Source organism: Kiloniella litopenaei (assembly GCF_000982415.1).
GTDB classification, from domain to species: domain Bacteria; phylum Pseudomonadota; class Alphaproteobacteria; order Kiloniellales; family Kiloniellaceae; genus Kiloniella; species Kiloniella litopenaei.
The window spans coordinates 245,121-261,969 of sequence record NZ_LANI01000002.1; the positions used below are offsets into that span (position 1 = coordinate 245,121).

Here is a 16,849-nt window from a genome sequence, read left to right on the forward strand (position 1 = left end):
CCCTGGATATCGATAGTTTAATTCGCCAAAGTCGTTATTCTCAATATGTTTGCTACACAACTATAAAAGCCCCTCCTCTACGCCGATTGCGTCTGACGTACGTCCTTTAAAAAATTCTCCACAGCCTCTTGAACCGTTTGAGTATTATCAGACACAATGTTAACAGCTGTGACAACTTTACCAGCTTCTTCACGCGTTTTATTCGCGGCAGTACTAACCTGTTGTATATTGTTGTTAACTTCGGCTGTTCCACCAGAAGCTTGTTCAATATTACGGGCTATTTCCTGGGTTGCAGCGCCTTGTTGTTCAACAGCCGAGGCAATCGCGGTTGAAACTTCTTTGACATTGCTGACGATAGCCGCAATCTCGCTGATACCATCAACTGCCGTTGTAGAAGCGTTTTGAATAGAAGCAATCTGATCTGTTATCTGTTCTGTCGCTTTTGCTGTTTGAGATGCCAGATTTTTCACCTCTCCAGCAACAACGGCAAAGCCTTTGCCAGCCTCTCCCGCACGGGCCGCTTCAATGGTCGCATTTAATGCCAACAAATTGGTTTGTTCAGCAATTGATGTGATTAAATCCAGAACTTTACTAATTTCCTCAGTCGCGACCGCAAGTTGCTTAATATTATCTTCGGTCTTATTAGCTTTCGCAGAAGCATCATCGGCGATCTCAACCGATCCTTGTACCTGTCGATTAATTTCAGAAATTGAAGCATTTAGCTCTTCTGCTGCTGCAGACACTGTCGATACATTGGTCGACGCATCCCCCGCCGAAGTCGCCACAGATTTAGCGAAGCGTCCCGTCTCATCGGATAGCTCACCAAGACTAGACGCAGTTGAACGCATATTCTCGATTTCAGATCCCATTGATTTAATCGCAATACCAATGACGTCATCAAAGTCTTTAATTAATTCATCATTTTTGGCGGCCAGTTCAATCTGTCTTGCTTGCCTATCCTGTTCAGCAGCAGCTAATTGTTCCGATTTAATCATACTTTCGCGAAACAGCACAACTGCTTCTGTGATATTACCGATCTCATCCTTACGAACGGCCTCTGGAATATCAAACTCGCGTTCGCCCTTCATAAGCCTGTGCATAATATTAACAATCGCTGTCAAAGGACGTAGTGAGCGACGTAAATACCAATAAATACTGAACACTAATACCGTTATCATTACAATAAGAACGGCGAGCATTATTTGTCGAATAATTAGCGCTTCAGCGTATGTTTCGGTCACATCAGAAAACGTAACCCATGTGCCTGCTAATGTTCCATCAACAAAACTCAGAGGACGATAAATAACCTCATAGGTAAAATCATCCAGAGAAATTATTTCTGTACCAGTTTGTTTTTTAATATCCAGCTTGTTAACTGCTTGCTCCCATATGCCTTGCGTTGTTTGACTGTAAAGAGATCCATCAGTTTTCAAGAAAATACTGTCGATTAGAGTATCCGTTTTTAATTCGCTAAAAACACTATTTATGTTTTTTTGCAAGATGCCAATACCAATAGGCTTCCCTCGTAAGCTCACCCCACTGGCAACAGAAACATATAGCTGTCCAGATTTATCTTGATCCAGGCCCCTTACAATTTTCCCCGTCTCAATAGCTTCATTTACCAAAAGTGATGCTGTTTGTTGGCCAATGAAACTTTCACCCTGAGAAGAATACCGAAGAATACCGTCCATATCCGTAATTTGAAGACCATCTACTAATCCCCCCGCACTAAAAGCAGTAAATGTCGTCTCTACTGATTCCGGCACTTTATCCCACTGCTTTTTGGAAAGAGCTTTTTTTAACTCTTTATTACGGGCAAGCTTTGGTAAAGCTTCGGCCATTGCCTGTTCGCGGACCGCTTTTGTCTTGTTAAGCAACAAGTTTTGAGACGACATGGCAACATCATCGTACCGTTTTTCAGATGCAGAAAGCGCAATGTACCCTGCCCCCAACATAACAAGCACAACAGATAACATAGCCGCAATAGCAGCAATCAAGACCCTGACGCGCAACAACATACTTATACCCCCGACAAATCATTTACTCATACACGTGAAGAGGTGAGTCGCCTCACCTCTTACATATTCAGATTTATTCAACAGGGTTACCCGCAGCCTTCCATGCAGGAAAGCCATCCCGGTAATAGTAAACATTTGAAAAACCCCACTCGACAGCTTTTGCTGCGGCTTGGGAAGAACGCAAACATTTTTCGCCGTTGCAGTAAATAACAACTTTAGCGTCTTTTTCCACTTCAGCTGTCAGGGTTTCATCACTAAAAACTTTTTTAAGTTCAATATGAATTGCATCCGGCACACGACCAGCTTCCCAATCAGAATCTTTCCTTACATCAACAAAATAAACGCCTTCATCAAAAAGGGCTTTCGCCTCAGCAGTGTTAACCGTTGTTGCACCAGAAACATCTGTCGGAGATACCTCGTCTGCCGATACCGACGTTGTAAGAAAAATTGAAAAAACGATTGTTAAAATACGAGAAACATATTTCATTTTAATCTCCAAATTGATCACACACACTCAATCGAGCACAAGCACTTAACCAAGTGCAGCAAACGGCACTTGGAAATAATCCAGATTATTTTCTATGAAACATTATTATTTTGATGATTATCTATTCAGACCAGAACAGACCGTACTTTTCTTTATACACCAGTAACCACGACAACAGTTACAACACAAAAATAATTACTCAGCTCCATATCCTAACTCTGGACCTAAATTACTTATAAGTTGTTTTTCTTTCTAACTCGTTAACTGATGCAATAGCTAAATCAGGGTGCCAATGTTATCTTTTTTATCCACATTAATCTGCACCTAATCAGGTTTTCTTTCGTAATTTAAACCAATGCAATTACGAAAATGTCGTAGGTATATACTCAAAGAAATGTAAAAAAATCACCTATAACGTGTATAAAACCAAGAGCAACCTGGTGATTACATGAAAAAGAAAAGAGAAAATTAATCCTCTTAATAAAAACTATATTTACATCGGCGCTTTAAGTCAGAATAAGAACGCTAAACAACATAGCTATATTGAGCCTTTTATCCCCTAAAATCTCAAACTTATTACAGGACGGGACATCCACCCAAACAAAAAGGGCGGCCACAGCCACCCTTTTCTAACTGCTTTTCTATAAGCAATATTATTATTTTTTAATCGCCGCCTGTGCTGCGGCAAGACGGGCGATTGGCACGCGGAACGGTGAACAGGAAACGTAGTTCAATCCGACCTGCTGACAGAAGTTGATGGATGCCGGATCACCGCCGTGTTCACCACAGATACCAAGCTTGATATCTCCGCGGGTCTTGCGACCACGTTCTGCTGCGATTTCAACCAGCTCACCCACACCTTCCTGGTCAAGAGAAATGAAAGGATCCTGTTCGATGATGCCATTGCGCTCGTAAGCACCAAGGAAGTTCCCCGCATCATCGCGCGACAGACCAAAGGTTGTTTGCGTCAGGTCATTGGTTCCGAAAGAGAAAAACTCGGCTTCTTCCGCAATATCCCCGGCACGTAACGCGGCACGCGGTAGCTCGATCATCGTCCCCACAAGGTACGTCATCTCAACACCTTCCGCAGCCATTACCTCTTTGGCAACGCGGTCAACCAAAGCCTTAAGGATCTCAAGCTCTTTCTTCATACCAACCAGCGGGATCATCACCTCTGGCTCAACTGTCTGACCTTCGGTCTTTGAAACCTGCGCTGCGGCTTCAAAAATAGCACGGGCCTGCATTTCATAAATTTCCGGATAGGAAATCCCCAAACGACAACCACGGTGCCCCAGCATCGGGTTGGTTTCAGACATCTTTGCAGCACGGGCGTGCAGCTTTTCAATCGGCACACCAGCCGCATCGGCCACGTCCTGCATTTCTTCCTCGCCGTGCGGCAGAAATTCATGCAGTGGTGGATCAAGCAAACGAATTGTTACCGGAAGTCCTGCCATAATCTTGAAGATCTCAACAAAGTCTTCACGCTGCATCGGCAGAATTTTATCCAGTGCTTTACGACGCCCGGCCTCATCATCCGACAGAATCATTTCACGCACAGCAACAATACGATCCGCATCAAAGAACATGTGCTCGGTACGACAAAGACCAATACCCTCTGCGCCAAAGCTACGCGCAGTACGGCAATCATTCGGCGTCTCGGCGTTGGTACGTACCTTCATAGACCGGATACTGTCTGCCCATTCCATCAGGGTCGAAAAGTTGCCAGACATTTCAGGCTGGATCGTCGGAATTTCCCCCGACATTACCTCACCATTACTGCCGTCGATGGTGATAATATCCCCGGCTTTCAGGGTTTCACCGCGAACGATCATGGTTTCGTTTTTGTAATCCATCCGCAGATCACCCGCACCGGATACACAGGGGCGGCCCATGCCGCGCGCAACCACAGCCGCGTGAGACGTCATCCCGCCACGAGAGGTCAGAATACCTTTGGCTGCGTGCATCCCGTGAATATCTTCCGGTGATGTTTCTGTACGACAAAGAATAACGTCCTTACCGGACTGCGCCATCTTCTCGGCCTCATCCGCAGAGAAAACAATCTGCCCGGATGCCGCACCAGGTGATGCCGGCAAGCCGTGACCGATAACATTACGTTCGGCTTTGGGGTCAAGTGTCGGGTGCAATAGCTGATCAAGGGCAGCAGGTTCAACACGGCCAACCGCCTCTTCTTTTGTGATCAAGCCCTCGTCAACCATATCCACGGCGATCTGAAGCGCCGCAGCCGTTGTGCGCTTCCCGGCACGGGTTTGCAGCATAAAGAGCTTGTTGGACTGAACGGTAAATTCAATGTCCTGCATATCGCGATAGTGCTTTTCCAGAATATGGCGCACTTCATCAAGCTGCTTGAATACCTCTGGCATTGTCTCTTCCATGGATGGAAGGTCAGAGTTCTGCTCTTCTTTGCCTTTGATGGTCAGGTTCTGTGGTGTGCGGATACCGGCAACCACATCTTCGCCCTGTGCGTTGATCAGGTATTCACCATAAAAAGCATTCTCACCAGTGGACGGGTTACGGGTAAAGGCAACCCCTGTGGAACAGTCATCACCCATGTTACCAAAGACCATGGCCTGTACGTTAACCGCTGTTCCCCATGCCGCGGGAATATCGTTCAGTTTACGATAGGTGGTCGCCCGGGCGTTCATCCAGGAACCGAATACAGCAGATACCGCGCCCCAAAGCTGTTCTTTTGGATCTTGCGGGAAAGGTTTGCCGTATTCTTCTTCGACAATCTTCTTGTACTGGACAATAATACCTTTCCAGTCTTCAGCAGAAAGTTCTGTATCCAGGATCAGGCCGTTATCTTCCTTGTGAAGTTCCAGAACTTCTTCGAAGAAGTGGTGATCAACTTCGAGAACAACATCACTGTACATCTGGATAAAGCGGCGATAGCTGTCATAGGCAAAGCGTTCATCACCCGATACCTTGGCCAGACCTTCGACAGTAATGTCGTTGAGGCCAAGGTTAAGGACAGTGTCCATCATCCCCGGCATGGACGCACGGGCACCGGAACGAACAGAGACAAGCAGAGGGTTCGCGTTGTCACCGAACTTTACGCCGACGATATCTTCTATCTGGCCAAGGGCTTCATCAACCTGACCGGAAAGATCATCCGGATAGTTTCGATCATTATCATAATAGGCCGTACAGACTTCGGTAGAGATGGTAAAACCGGGCGGGACTGGAAGCCCCAGCGATGACATCTCGGCAAGGTTCGCGCCCTTGCCGCCGAGGAGTTCCTTCATGTCGGCTTTGCCGTCAGCCTTGCCATTCCCGAAACTGTAGACCCATTTGGTCATGTTCTCATCTATCCTTCTATTCGTGAGAAGTCCGCAACCTGCCCCAGGATCACACCAATCCGAGATAGCAAGCACAGACGGTTTTTTCGTAAGGCCGGATCATCGTCGTTCACCGTTACCTTATCAAAAAACGCATCCATCGGTGGTCGAAGTCCGGCAAGTGCCGCCATCGCCCCGGTGAAATCTTCACGTTCCAGTGCCTTTGTGGCTTCCTGGGAAGCTCCTTCCAGAGCTTCGTGCAACGCCTGTTCTTCAGACTGTTGCAACAACACAGTATCGACTGTCGCATCGAATACCGTTTTATCTTTTTTCTCTTCGATCCGAACGATGTTCGCCGCCCGACGATAAGCGGCCAGAAGGTTGGCCCCGTCATCGGTTTTCAGCAATCCGGCAAGTGCATCAACACGGGCCAGCAAACGAACCAGATCGTCTTCGTCCCCAAGGGCAAAGACAGCCGTAATCAGATCGTGACGGACCCCTTTATCCTTCAAGGCGACCTTGAGGCGATCAGCAATAAAGGACATGAGGGTATCAGTGATACCATTCACATTGTCTTTAAAAGCAGAATCGAAGAACGTAATGCCAGCTCCCATATGGGGATCTTGACCTAATGGCTTTGCAGCACTAGCCCCGGTCTTTTGATAAGCTATACAAGCTTCTGAGATCTGCTGCCTCAAATTAATCTGCAAGCCATTTTCAGTAATTAGTCGAATAATGCTCAATGCCGCACGGCGCAGAGCAAAGGGATCTTTGGACCCGGTTGGCAGTTCATCAATACCGAAGAAACCAACCAAGGTATCCAGCTTGTCAGCCAAGGCCACAGCAACGGAAACCGGTGCTGATGGACAGGCGTCAGAAGGGCCAAGCGGTGAATAGTGTTCGGCGATAGCTTCTGCCACTTCCGGGGCTTCACCATCATGTAAGGCATAGTAACGGCCCATGATACCCTGTAGTTCAGGAAACTCATAGACCATGCCAGTGCTCAGATCAGCCTTGGCGAGCTCTGCGGCTCTGCGTGCCTGTTTAGCATCACAGCCCACCTGTTCTGATAGAGCTTCAGCAAGATCCTGTACACGGGAAATCTTTTCAGCCAGTGTTCCAAGCTTGGCCTGGAAAACGATAGAAGATAGCCCTTCTACACGACTTTCCAGTTTGTCTTTTTTATCCTGATCCCAGAAGAACTCGGCATCTGAAAGACGGGATGCCAAAACGCGTTCGTTACCTGCAATAATCGTCTTGCCTTCGTCTGTCGCTTCGGTGTTTGCCGCAAAGACAAACCGATTAGCCAACTTGCCGTCCCCATCAAGGACAGAGAAATACTTCTGGTGCTCTTTCATAGAAGTCGAAAGGACTTCGTGTGGCACCGTCATAAAGCGATCAGCAATACGCCCCATCAACAAAACAGGCCATTCCACCAGCCCCGTGACTTCATTCAAAAGTCCCTGATCATCTTTCAGGCTTAGTCCCTCGGCAGTACACAGCGCCTTGGCCTGGGTCTCGATCAGATCACGGCGTTCGTTTTCATCCACAAGAACCTTGGCAAGGCGCAGCTTATGCAGGTAATCATCCAGGTTTTTAACTTCGAACCAATCTGGTGCCAGAAAACGATGACCACGGGTTTTGTTACCAAAGTCCAGCGTCTGATTGCCAAAATCAAATGATCCCTTGAGGGTTTCACCCTTGAAAACAGCCAAAATGGAATGTAGCGGGCGGACCCAGCGGAAAGAGTTCTTGGACCACTTCATGGACTTGGGCCATGGGAAGACCTTGATGGTCTCTACAACAATCTCGGAAAGAACCTCGGTGGTGTTTCGTCCCTTGATTTCATTGACCACAAAGTAGAAATCGCCCTTGGGCGTATTTCTGACTTCGGCCTGATCAATCGACGTCAGGCTGTTGGCCTTCATAAAACCTTCGAGTGCCTTTTCATGCGCACCGACCTTGGGGCCTTTTTTCTCTTCGCTGACATCAGGCTGTTTTTCGGGCAAGCCATCAACGACCAGTGCCAAACGACGCGGTGTCACAAAAGAGCGCGCGTCAACATAGGCAAGACCGGCCGATTTTAGCTGATCGCATACAATTTTCTTAAGATCAGCCGCTGCCTTTACCTGCATGCGCGCCGGGATTTCTTCGGAATGAAGTTCAAGTAGAAATTCAGACATATCCTTAAACCTCTTCCAACTGGGTTTTATTCCAGGCTTCACAACACGCTTTTGCAAGATCCCGCACACGCCCGATATAGGCCTGGCGTTCGGTCACGGAAATAACCCCGCGTGCATCCAACAGGTTAAAGAGGTGGCTGGCCTTAAGACATTGGTCATAGGCTGGCAAGGGCAACAGGTTACCTTTGGCTTTACCGTTCTTCTCGGCATTGGCTTCGCCAAACTTCAAGATCCGGGCACACTCGGCCTCAGCTTCCTTAAAGTGATCAAAAAGCTCATCTGTCGACGCAACTTCAAAATTATAGGTCGAAAATTCGACTTCGTTCTGATGGAAAACATCGCCATAGGTTTTACCGCCTTCTTCGGCGGGAACCCCGTCCCAATCAAGGTCGTATACATTTTCAACGCCCTGAACATACATGAACAGGCGCTCAAGACCATAGGTGAGTTCCAGAGGAACCGGATTACATTCAATGCCACCAACCTGTTGGAAATAGGTAAACTGGCTGACTTCCATGCCATCACACCACACTTCCCAACCAAGACCCCAGGCACCCAGCGTCGGGCTTTCCCAGTCATCTTCAACAAAACGAAGATCATGTTTGGATGAATCAATGCCAATGGCATCCAATGAACCCAGATATAGTTCCTGCGAGTTTGCAGGGGATGGTTTCATAATCACCTGAAACTGGTAATAGTGCTGCAGACGATTTGGGTTATCCCCATAACGACCATCGGTGGGACGCCGACATGGCTGTACATAGGCTGCGCGCCACGTATCTGGCCCCAAAGACCGAAGGGTTGTTGCCGGATGGAATGTTCCCGCCCCAACTTCCACGTCATAGGGCTGAAGAATAACGCAGCCCTGACGCGCCCAATAATCCTGAAGCTTAAGAATGAGGCGTTGCACACACCTTTCAGGGTCAACAATGACCTTGGTCTTGGGTGCGACAGACGGTGTAACGTCGGACTTTTTTGCGTCAGACTTCTGAACGTCAGACTGGGACATATTGCTATTTGTCATTTTGCTGCAGTGCGAAATTTGAATGAACTTATAATGACCAGCATTTGGAATCAACAGCCACAATGCCGGAGTCGAGATATTTTTTGTCGCTTCTAGCCGTTGCCCCCGCAAGAGCATTTACTCTTGGCTGGAATATAGGCCTTGCACGCCGGACACTGAACCATATCCAGTGATCCGTTATCATCTTGATTTCCTTGATTTTGGCTAGGTGTATGCCCGCCGTTTCTCTTCGTGCCATTCCCACGGGATTGCTCTCGCCGACCAGCAGCTTTGAAAAACAGATAAACCCCGGCAATAACCAACCCGAGTATTAGCAACTTACCTATAGAGGGTATTCCGAACATACTATCCTAACCATACCGCGTATTGCGGTCTTTCTTGTCATGGGAATCCGAAAGCTTACTATTCCGAATTCCCTTCTTTGCTTCGGGCTATTTACAGTCCCAACAACCTATAGACCGTAACGGTCCCAGTGCGCGCGTTCTTCAACAGCCGCCATCATACCACCAGCAATATCAGCTGCATTCACGCCACCCAGGCCAGCTAATCCGGCACCTTTCATAAGCGCATCGCCGCCGCCGAGGCCCAACACACCTTTTAACCAGCTTTTTTTACCTTCCACCTTGATCAACTTCACCTTGTCACCATACTCAAAGCGCATGATCTGGTGCATTGATCCCAGACCGTCAATCAGGCCGTATTCTTTGGCTGTCACACCCGTCCAGAACTCACCGGAGAAAATCTCTTTTTCATCGGCTTTGAGCTTGCCAGTCCGGCGTCCACGAACCCAATCCATAAAGTTTTCATGGATTTGGGTCAGAATACCCTTGAGGCGTTTGACGTCTTTTGGATTTTCTTTTTCAAAGGGATCAAGTGTTGATTTCAGGTCACCCGCCGTACGAACACGCCGTTCGATCCCATACTTCTTGATCAACTCGGGAAAACCAAAGCCAGACGAGATCACGCCAATTGATCCAATCACAGATGATTCCATGGCGTAGATTTCATCCGCAGCGCAAGCAAGCCAATAACCACCGGATGCAGCCACATCCTCGCAGAAGGCCCAAACCTTAACTTCATGTTTATCCGCAAGATCCCGGATCATTCGACCAATCAAATCAGATTGAACAGGTGACCCGCCCGGGGAATTGATCGACAGCGCCACAGCCTTGATATCATCCATCTTGAAAGCTTCCGTCAACTGATCTTCAACAGAAGCAAGTGTAAGACCGGATCGCATTGGCCCTGCGGCCCCGATCACACCATTCAATGAAACCACGGCAACCTTTGCAGGTGGATTGCGAAAACGTTCGACAGGTAGTTTAGCTAACAGCTTTTTCAGCTTCATAATGCGCCTTGTTAAAATTGTTCCAAAAACTTGTAACTGTTGAAAAGAAATCCCACAACCATGAACAGCCCGACTTTATGGACCAAAAGCAAAAAATCTTTTCGCATCCTAAAGTGGGAGCGCCAGCCCCCTTCGTAAAGCCCCATCGATAATATCGGTATAAGAGCCATCTGTTTCATGCAGTTTATGCCCGGCTGTTATCATCATAGGCTTTGATATGCCTCGACGGGCGCGTACAATCACACGCTTGGCTGGTTGTCCTTCATAAGGCCACAAGGGACACACTTCAATTGCCCCGGCTTTTTTTTCTCTAAAAACTGACAGAATTTCATCCAGACGGTCCGCCCGATGAATAATGGTTACCGCGCCTTTGTGCTTGACCAACTTTAGCGCCGCCAACATCCAGTCACGCAAAGTCGCTTCGCCTTCGTGATTGGCAAGCAATTTAATCGGATCAGGCGAACCGTGCGATGTTCCCTTGGGCATAAAGGGCGGATTGCACATAACCTGATCAAATGATCCTAAAGGCAACTCTTCTGGCAAATGTAACAGATCACCATTAACCAAAGACCAGCGCTCTTCCAACTTATTTGCCCGTTTATTCTTTTGTGCAATTTGAAACAGTACGGCCTGCAGTTCCAGCCCTGTGACCTTAGCAGTTTGTTCACGCCCCATTAAACAAAGGCCCGCGGTACCAACACCACTGCCCAAATCCAGGATTTTCTCTCCGGGTTTCACATCAACAGTCGCCGCCAAAAGAACCGCATCAATACCCGCGCGATATCCCTTCGCAGGTTGGAAAACTGTTACCTTACCACCAATAAATTCATCTTCGGTCAGGGGTAACTCACTAAGAAGATCTTGGGAAAGGTTGGTCATCAGGCGCCTTCCTCTATCTCGCCCGCATCACTAAGGACACGGCGCGCACACAGTGCGTCTTCTTCCAGAACCATAACTCTCCGCTGGATAGCTCCGATCGATCCTTCGATAATCGAAGCATGCTGATCAAGCACGACACATTCTATTCCCGCATCAGACAGCAAGGCCTCTAACCAGGAAAGTTTGACAATATCGTTGGTTCGATAAATTTCGATCACACCCGTCAGTCCGCTTAGACCCTGTTCACCCAAAACCCGGTACTTTTCACAATACATACTTAACAGCAATAATTGTGACAGATTATTCACCGCAGGAAACTATCGCTCTAACAAGCCCTCGGCAAGGGAAGATCACCTATGATCTTCGGCATGCTTTAAGTTCCCCTCAAGAAGATGCTTCTTTTTGTGAATTTCTGTGCCCAGAAAATCCATACAAGCCCGAATGCGCCCAACCTTGCGTAAAGCCGGGTGGGTTAAAAGCCAGAGCTCATTATCAAATCCCTCTAATGGCGCTTTCAGGGCCAACAAGGTCGGATCAATAGCCGCCATAAAACAAGGAAGAATGGCAATACCACCGCCATTACGCACCGCATCGGCAACTGCCAACAGGCTGTTGTATCTGGTTTTCACCTGTCCATAGAGATTATTATTCTGTAACCACTTATAAATCCTTAGATGAGCCAGGCTTTCATCTGGCCCGATCCAGTTTATTTCCCGTAACTTGTCCAGGTTATCAATTTCTTTGGCTCCGTCGAGCAGATATTGATGATCCTGAACCCGTCCATAAATACCGACCCGGATATCAGCCAGCTTTCGCCCAACCATATTATCCGGGCTTATTTTACTGGGTCGGATCGCAATCTCTGCTTCGCGCTTGTTCAGGTTAACCAGTTCATTGGAACATCCAATTTCCAGTTCAATATCGGGATATGCCTGTTGCAGATCGGCAAAGATGGGGGAAAGAAAATTGATCAATAATGTGTCCGTGGTCGTTATTCGAACCAAGCCACGGGGTTGCAGCTCTTGCCCCAGAATTTGACGTTCCAGCACCACCAGGTCCTGATCAAATTGTTCAATCCGGCGGGTTAATGCTTCGCCCGCAGTCGTTAAAACGTACCCGTCCCTGTTCCGTTCGAACAACTTGGCCTCTAGCCTTTCTTCGATATGGTTTATATGGCGAAAAACAGTTGCATGGCTAATCCCCAATTGACGTGCAGCCCCTGAAAGTGACCCGGCCTGTGCCACGGCCAAAACCGTTCTTAAATCACGCCAATACTCGCCCTGTTCATTCATGCAAAGATAGTTTTCATTTTCGACTAATTGAACCACACAAATGAACAAATTAAATCATAACAAGCGCAAGGACAATTGCCTTCTATTTTATAATACCAATGGATCGTCAACCACGGGTGCTTCTGGTCCAATGAAATCCTTCCCCGTGACAGGAGAAAATGATGACAAACAACGAAAAAAATAAATTCAACAATGGTCAAATCGATCTGGTCAGTTTTGCTCTTTGTCCCTATGTACAGCGGGCAATCATCATTCTGGATGAAAAAAAGATCCCTCACAATCGCACCTACATTGACCTTTCCGACAAACCTGATTGGTTCAAAGCAATCTCTCCGCTTGGCAAGGTGCCACTTTTGCAGACAGAACAAGGGGTTTTATTTGAATCAGCTGTCATCGGTGAATATCTGGACGAAGTCACGACAGGATCACTACACCCCACCGACCCCTTTGAAAAAGCCAGACACCGATCATGGATTGAATTTGGATCAACAATCCTTGCCTCTATTGCGGGGCTTTACAGCGCCCCGGACGCAAAAACCTTTCGGGAAAAACGCGCTGTCATTATCGGTAAATTCGAACAGCTTGAGGCACAATTGGGGGATACAGACTTTTTTGCCTCGAACGATTTTCAATTCATTGATGCCGTGTATGGTCCAATATTTCGTTACTTTGATACTTTTGAGCTTTTTATCTCTGACAACTTTTTCCCAAGTACGCCGCGGGTAAAGAAATATCGTGCCACATTATCCCGGCGCCCCTCGGTGATCCAGGCCGTTCCAGAAAATTACCAGTCACGTCTAATCGACTTTCTGATCAAAAAAGATTCCTATCTTTCACAGAAAATCGAACAAAAGGCAGCCTGAAAGATTTCCCGATTAAAACAGCTGATACCAAAAGACATCCGGGCCCAAAGACCCCGGAACCAAAAACGAGCACCAAAAACGGGAACCCAAAACAGGAATCAGGAATATACCGATCAGCCAAAAGCAGAGAACAACTACACGGGTAATTACGCATGGGAAGGCAGGCACCGGTAATCAGAACAATTATGCGGTTGCTTCATGAACTATTTCAACACCACCAATATATGTCCTGCGTATAACAGATGCGCCGAGCGTGAGAAATTTTTTCTGTTTCTTATGGTCACACCCTTATAAAAATACCGTTATCCGGTTTACTCCCCCAGCGGGTTCCTATAAGAACGACCTATCGGGAATAACAGTCCGAAAGTCACCAAAGGTTGACCTGATGGACACAGGGAATATTTAGGGGAAGAACGTGGCCATTGCTGCGGATGTAAAGTCAGATCAGAAAGGCTCGAATACCGGGTCTCCAAACGGTATGGAAGTCCTCATGGATCTCGTATCCGATGACTTGCAGGCTGTGAATGCCTTGATCATGAAACACATGCAATCCAACGTGGTTCTCATTCCGCAATTGGCTGGCCATTTGATTGCTGCTGGCGGCAAAAGATTGCGCCCCCTGTTAACCCTGGCCTCTTCCAGACTATGTGGTTATCAGGGTGACCGTCATTATGGTCTGGCCGCCTGTATTGAATTCATTCACACGGCAACGCTTTTGCACGACGATGTGGTGGATGAAAGTGATCTACGCCGCGGACGTGATACGGCAAACGCCATTTTTGGTAACAAGCCAAGCGTCCTCGTCGGTGACTTTCTTTTCAGCCGTGCTTTCCAGTTAATGTCTCGCGACAGCTCTCTCGAAGTTATTCGCATTCTCTCTGATGCTTCTGCGATAATTGCCGAAGGCGAAGTGCAGCAGTTGATGACCACAAACGATCTGGAAACAGATCGTGACGCCTATCTCGAAGTTATCAGTGGCAAGACAGCCGTTCTTTTCGCGGCATCCTGTCAGCTGGGTGCCGTGGTTGCAGAACGTCCAAAAGCAGAAGAACAGGCATTGGAAAATTATGGGCAGTATCTCGGTATTGCTTTCCAGCTTGTTGATGACATTCTTGATTATTCAGCCAAACAAGCCGCGTTGGGCAAAACAGTCGGGGATGATTTCCGCGAAGGGAAAATGACCCTGCCAATCATTTTGGCCTATGAGAAAGCCAACGATGAAGAGAAGGCTTTCTGGAAACGCGTCATTGAAAAGCTTGATCAGAATGATGACGATCTTGATACTGCTATTGCCTTGCTCAACAAGTACAATGCACTTGAAGACAGCATGGCAACAGCGCGTGACTATGTTGAAAAAGCTATTGCAGAGCTAGAGATCTTCCCGGATAGCCCTGAAAAGTCAGCTCTTATCGGCGCAGTACAGTTCTCGATTGCCCGAGAATTCTAGGATTTGAATTCTAGGATTTACAGGATCACATTGAAGCTGGGATCTTATTGAAAACTGTTTGGGCTTTGTTGTATTCATACCGAAATCTGGGCATTCAAGGCCCACACCAATCAGCACTTGCACATTAAATCACTTCCCCCCGAATAGTATTCGTTCGCACATCGGAAGGCTGCGGGTTGATGCTTTTTATTGCCATACAAAAACAGAGCCTATACTTTAATACCTCATTTTGATTGATCGGACCCTTTCCAGACGTTTACCCGATCAAAAACAAGCAGCTAGATCGCAGTGTTTGTTTTATCTGTATAAGGTAAAAATTTATGACGCTTGAATTTTTGTTAACCTCTATTGTAATCATTTTAATTCCTGGCACCGGGGTTTTATATACCATTGCGACAGGTCTGGCCGCCGGGCGCACCGCCAGCATCGCGGCTGCTTTCGGCTGTACATTGGGCATTATCCCCGCGCTCGCAGCTGCTGTTTTTGGTCTCGCGGCCATCCTCCACACAAGTGCGCTCTTGTTTCAGGCCGTTAAATTCGCTGGCGTGGCCTATCTGCTTTATCTTGCATACCAAACATTTAAGGATAATGGCCCGGTTTCTTTGGAACAAAATGATCGCTTACCTGTCAGTGCGAAAAAAATTATCTCTACTGGCGCTCTAATTAATGCACTAAACCCGAAGCTTTCTATTTTCTTCCTCGCTTTCTTGCCCCAGTTTGTAGAGGCAAAATCAGCGACATGGATGATGGATACTTTTGTATTAGGTCTGGCCTTCATGGTCATGACTTTTATCGTCTTTATCGGGTACGGGGTCTTCGCTGCATTCATAGGCAATTTTGCCCTGAAAAGTGAACGTTTCATGCGCTGGTTCCGCAGAACAACAGCCGCGGCCTTTGCCGGTTTTGGTTTCAGACTGGCCTTTAGCGACAATAGCTAACCACCATTTTCCGAGGCCATAAGCCGGATGGCATCTTAGCAAGAGTGGTTAAGATCTGTTAACACTCTATCAATCAGGATGATTTATGCTGCTCTGCGTGAGTGTTCGGCCAAATAAAGCGAGGCCAAGGGGAGTAGTGCGGTTCGAAAGAGCATGAATAAATTCAAAACCACAAAGGCGGTTAGCCGCTTAAGCATCATACTTGCCATTTTGGTTCCGCTGGTTTTCATCGGCGTTGTCATGTTGAAAAACCAGAAGATCCCGGCTGGCTTTGAAATTATAAAGTTTGGCGGCATCATGCTTGCCATTGCCATCGCCGTATGGATTTCTGTGCGAATTACAGCCCTGCTTGCAACCATTCTTGGCGATTGGCTTGATGGCATGCTGTCAAAGGTCCTGGGGAACAAAAAAACCGACAAGGATGAGAACGAAAGCACAGCAGGCAATCACGCCGGCAAAGTCATTGATGCTGAAATAGTGGACGAAGAAACCGCTGATGGAGTTTGGCGAAACGGTGATACAGGTGGTAAGGCAGAGCCAGATTGGGCCAAGGCAACCATGGACCCACATGCCGCGCTTTCATCAAACCAACAGTCGCTGCCAAAGCAAAAACGCGTTCTGGCCCCACCGTCAAAAACCACAAAGACCATTATGGTTGTGATTGCCTTTGTTGTGATCTTTGGATTAATAAGCAATCTTTTTGATGATGAATGGCTGACCCTGTTGGCACCTATTCCCGGCCTGTGGGCTATTATCAGCTTATGGCGGATCTGGGACCCCAAAAAGGTGGATACCCCTCCCCAGAACTAATGCCCCCTTACTCTCCCGAACTGGTTTACCATCTCTCTTTCGGGACATTACTCGTACTTGTAGCGTACATAACATACAGGTCACTGACGTTATCTACGTGGGGTTCATTTTATTCATCCGGGCTTCCCAAAGACCATTAGGAATATACGATCGCCAATCCTTGGCTGGATTAGAAAAACTAATCATTCAAAATAGTTTTTATCGGCTTGCCAGATTTCACAATCCCTTTAAAGTCGCAAAAGGTCTGGACATAGTTCAAGTATA

14 protein-coding genes are annotated in these 16,849 nt (G+C 47.3%); 4 read left to right on the forward strand and 10 right to left on the reverse strand.

The window, feature by feature from the left end; all coding sequences use genetic code 11:
- Positions 1 to 77: 77 nt before the first annotated feature.
- The 10 genes from WH95_RS20380 to WH95_RS02815 all read right to left on the reverse strand — a co-directional run bounded on the left by WH95_RS20380 (position 78) and on the right by WH95_RS02815 (position 12,527).
- A complete protein-coding gene (locus tag WH95_RS20380; protein ID WP_052741743.1) occupies positions 78 to 2,018 on the reverse strand; it encodes a methyl-accepting chemotaxis protein in 1,941 nt (646 codons plus the stop codon).
- Between the two features lie 73 nt (positions 2,019 to 2,091).
- Complete coding sequence (locus WH95_RS02775) at positions 2,092 to 2,505, reverse strand: rhodanese-like domain-containing protein (RefSeq protein ID WP_052741744.1); 414 nt, start codon at positions 2,503 to 2,505, stop codon at positions 2,092 to 2,094.
- 656 nt (positions 2,506 to 3,161) lie between these two features.
- Positions 3,162 to 5,822 (reverse strand): pyruvate, phosphate dikinase, encoded by a 2,661-nt coding sequence (gene ppdK / locus WH95_RS02780; protein WP_046502639.1) that lies wholly within the window; start codon positions 5,820 to 5,822, stop codon positions 3,162 to 3,164.
- An 8-nt stretch (positions 5,823 to 5,830) separates the two neighbouring features.
- Entirely contained in the window at positions 5,831 to 7,984 is a 2,154-nt protein-coding gene (gene glyS, locus WH95_RS02785; protein WP_046502642.1) for a glycine--tRNA ligase subunit beta, read from the reverse strand.
- Positions 7,985 to 7,988: 4 nt separating this feature from the next.
- Positions 7,989 to 9,008, reverse strand: a complete 1,020-nt coding sequence (locus tag WH95_RS02790; protein WP_245622930.1) for a glycine--tRNA ligase subunit alpha — start codon at positions 9,006 to 9,008, stop codon at positions 7,989 to 7,991.
- A 92-nt stretch (positions 9,009 to 9,100) separates the two neighbouring features.
- A complete protein-coding gene (locus WH95_RS02795) occupies positions 9,101 to 9,352 on the reverse strand; it encodes a hypothetical protein (RefSeq protein ID WP_046502645.1) in 252 nt (83 codons plus the stop codon).
- Between the two features lie 107 nt (positions 9,353 to 9,459).
- Positions 9,460 to 10,356 (reverse strand): S49 family peptidase, encoded by an 897-nt coding sequence (locus tag WH95_RS02800; protein WP_046502648.1) that lies wholly within the window; start codon positions 10,354 to 10,356, stop codon positions 9,460 to 9,462.
- 108 nt (positions 10,357 to 10,464) lie between these two features.
- Positions 10,465 to 11,235 carry a tRNA1(Val) (adenine(37)-N6)-methyltransferase gene (locus tag WH95_RS02805; protein WP_046502650.1) on the reverse strand — a complete coding sequence of 257 codons (771 nt, stop codon included), beginning with the start codon at positions 11,233 to 11,235 and terminating at the stop codon, positions 10,465 to 10,467.
- On the reverse strand, positions 11,235 to 11,543 hold the full coding sequence (locus WH95_RS02810) for a putative signal transducing protein (RefSeq protein ID WP_342667114.1): 309 nt from the start codon (positions 11,541 to 11,543) through the stop codon (positions 11,235 to 11,237). Before WH95_RS02810 ends, WH95_RS02805 begins: the two co-directional genes overlap by 1 nt.
- Before the next feature lie 42 nt (positions 11,544 to 11,585).
- Positions 11,586 to 12,527: a LysR family transcriptional regulator gene (locus WH95_RS02815; RefSeq protein WP_046502653.1), complete on the reverse strand. Its 942-nt coding sequence runs from the start codon at positions 12,525 to 12,527 to the stop codon at positions 11,586 to 11,588.
- 158 nt (positions 12,528 to 12,685) lie between these two features.
- Here WH95_RS02815 and WH95_RS02820 point away from each other — a divergent pair, with 158 nt between their 5' ends.
- The 4 genes from WH95_RS02820 (at position 12,686) to WH95_RS02835 (ending at position 16,585) form a co-directional block, all read left to right on the forward strand.
- Positions 12,686 to 13,390 (forward strand): glutathione S-transferase family protein, encoded by a 705-nt coding sequence (locus tag WH95_RS02820; RefSeq protein WP_204247679.1) that lies wholly within the window; start codon positions 12,686 to 12,688, stop codon positions 13,388 to 13,390.
- A 415-nt stretch (positions 13,391 to 13,805) separates the two neighbouring features.
- The gene (locus tag WH95_RS02825) at positions 13,806 to 14,837 is read left to right on the forward strand and encodes a polyprenyl synthetase family protein (RefSeq protein WP_046502657.1); all 1,032 of its coding nucleotides are present in this window, start codon (positions 13,806 to 13,808) and stop codon (positions 14,835 to 14,837) included.
- Positions 14,838 to 15,157: 320 nt separating this feature from the next.
- Positions 15,158 to 15,775, forward strand: coding sequence for a LysE family translocator (locus WH95_RS02830; protein WP_046502659.1), 618 nt, complete (start codon positions 15,158 to 15,160; stop codon positions 15,773 to 15,775).
- A 153-nt stretch (positions 15,776 to 15,928) separates the two neighbouring features.
- A complete protein-coding gene (locus WH95_RS02835; RefSeq protein ID WP_046502661.1) occupies positions 15,929 to 16,585 on the forward strand; it encodes a hypothetical protein in 657 nt (218 codons plus the stop codon).
- Positions 16,586 to 16,849: the final 264 nt, after the last annotated feature.